This is a genomic window from Microbacterium xerophyticum (genome assembly GCF_053543555.1).
In genome coordinates, this window is record NZ_JBLVOB010000006.1 from 124857 (window position 1) to 127054 (window position 2198).

At 64.5% G+C, this 2198-nt stretch carries 3 protein-coding genes; all 3 read left to right on the plus strand.

Going from position 1 to position 2198, the window contains the following annotated elements; all coding sequences use genetic code 11:
- Positions 1-279: 279 nt before the first annotated feature.
- The 3 genes from ACNPNP_RS07160 (at position 280) to recA (ending at position 2160) form a co-directional block, all read left to right on the plus strand.
- Positions 280-588 carry a helix-turn-helix domain-containing protein gene (locus tag ACNPNP_RS07160; RefSeq protein WP_448965365.1) on the plus strand — a complete coding sequence of 103 codons (309 nt, stop codon included), beginning with the start codon at positions 280-282 and terminating at the stop codon, positions 586-588.
- 28 nt (positions 589-616) lie between these two features.
- Positions 617-841, plus strand: a complete 225-nt coding sequence (locus ACNPNP_RS07165; RefSeq protein ID WP_448965366.1) for a DUF3046 domain-containing protein — start codon at positions 617-619, stop codon at positions 839-841.
- A 263-nt stretch (positions 842-1104) separates the two neighbouring features.
- Positions 1105-2160, plus strand: a complete 1056-nt coding sequence (gene recA, locus ACNPNP_RS07170) for a recombinase RecA (protein WP_448965367.1) — start codon at positions 1105-1107, stop codon at positions 2158-2160.
- Positions 2161-2198 lie beyond the last annotated feature (38 nt).

Below are 2198 nucleotides of genomic sequence, written 5' to 3' on the forward strand. Positions count from 1 at the left end.
GGCGCCGCCCCGCCGACGGACGTGCGCTCGTTCGCTTTCCTCTTCTCCGGGGATCGGGCGTCGATCAGAGCGCAGGCGGTCGATGCCGCGATCGACGCGCTCTCGAGAGTGCTGCGGGAATAGGCTGCGCCGTCGGATGGTTGTCATTGATGTGCCGAAGAATGATGTGCTCACACCGAAAGCACAGCGTGAAACAGTAGTTTTTTCATCAGCGAGTCGGGTTAGACTGGCGATCCACTCGGAGGAGTCTCCGGTGACGGAGATCGAGAGGAGGTTCCGGTGATTCTTGTACGACAGGAAATCGGCGATGTGCTGAGGGACTTCCGCCTGCAGAAGGGGCGCACGCTCCGGCAGGTCGCGGGCAAGGCCTCTGTGGCACTCGGTTATCTCAGCGAGGTGGAGCGCGGACAGAAGGAAGCGTCCAGCGAGATCCTCGCTTCCGTTGCGGAGGCGCTCGACGTCCCGATCTCGATGATCATGCGTGAGGTCGGCGATCGCATCTCCGTGCTCGAGGGCATCCAGGTGTTCCCGGATGTCGTCCCGGACGATCTCGTCGCTTCGGTCGAGCCCGAGCTCTCGCTGCACTGACCGCAGCGTTCGTCGGAGTAGGGCTTTCATGCGTCGCAGCGAGTTCCTTCGCGCGGTCGATCTCGAATTCGGCGCGCGAGCCTCCATGCTGAAGACGGATCTCGTGCTCGATGCACTCGGCAACCGCACCGCGGACGAAGCGCTCGATGAGGGCGTCGCGCCCAGGGAGATCTGGCTCGCGCTCTGCGAGGAGACGGACGTCCCGGCTGAGCGGCGCTACGGCGTCGGCCGGCTCGAACCGCGCAGGCGCTGACACAGCGCTCGTCGGTCTGATCGCCTTCGGGCTGCGCCTCTTCGGCGTGTCGTCGAAGATGTGTTCGAAGTGCGCGTAACGTTCTGCACAAGTGGTTTCGAGGTGAACTCATCCCCGGTTCGTGGGGCGTCCGACGCAATGTCGGAGGCCGATCGTACGGTGATGACAGGCCGAAAAGCCATACGCCTTGTCGGAGAGTTCGCCCCACCCGGGGTGGCCGCGACAGCCTACAGGCGGCACCACGCGAACAACAGGAGCACATCATGCCATCAGTCGCAGACCGCGAGAAGTCCCTCGAGTCGGCTCTCGCCCAGATCGATCGTCAGTTCGGAAAGGGCTCAGTCATGCGGCTGGGCAGCGATGAGCGCGCGCCCGTCGCCGTCATTCCCACCGGCTCCATCGCCCTCGACGTCGCCCTCGGCGTCGGAGGTCTCCCGCGTGGCCGCATCGTGGAGATCTACGGCCCGGAATCGTCGGGTAAGACCACTCTGACGCTGCACGCGATCGCCAATGCGCAGCGCGCCGGTGGCATCGCCGCATTCGTCGATGCAGAGCACGCTCTCGACCCCGAGTACGCCAAGAAGCTCGGTGTCGACATCGACGCGCTCCTGGTCTCCCAGCCGGACACGGGTGAGCAGGCCCTCGAGATCGCCGACATGCTCGTACGCTCCGGTGCCATCGACCTCATCGTCATCGACTCCGTCGCGGCGCTGGTGCCTCGCGCCGAGATCGAGGGCGAGATGGGTGACTCGCATGTGGGTCTGCAGGCACGCCTCATGTCGCAGGCGCTCCGCAAGCTCACGGGTGGTCTGAACCAGACCAACACCACGATGATCTTCATCAACCAGCTGCGTGAGAAGATCGGTGTGTTCTTCGGCTCTCCCGAGACCACGGCCGGTGGTAAGGCGCTGAAGTTCTATGCATCAGTCCGCCTCGACATCCGCCGCATCGAGACGATGAAGGACGGCACCGAGGCCGTGGGCAACCGCACTCGCGTCAAGGTCGTGAAGAACAAGATGGCTCCGCCCTTCAAGCAGGCGGAGTTCGACATCCTGTACGGAACGGGCATCTCGCGCGAAGGCAGCCTGATCGATTTCGGCGTGGAGCACGGTCTCGTGAAGAAGTCGGGCTCGTGGTACACCTACGACGGCGACCAGCTCGGCCAGGGCAAGGAGAACGCACGCTCGTTCCTCATCAAGAACGCTGACGTCGCTCTGGAGATCGAGACGAAGATCAAGCAGAAGCTCGGCATCGGCGGCGCGGTCGACGATGCCGCTCCTGAGACTGCTGACGAGCTCGCACAGCGTCGTCCGGCCTGATGACTGTCGAAGACGGGGGCGCGGCGCGCCGCCCCCCC

Excerpts from the sequence above, each read along its gene's own strand:
- ACNPNP_RS07165 (WP_448965366.1), top strand. The coding sequence starts at position 617 with ATGCGTCGCAGCGAGTTCCTTCGCGCGGTCGATCTCGAATTCGGCGCG.
- recA (WP_448965367.1), top strand. The coding sequence starts at position 1,105 with ATGCCATCAGTCGCAGACCGCGAGAAGTCCCTCGAGTCGGCTCTCGCC.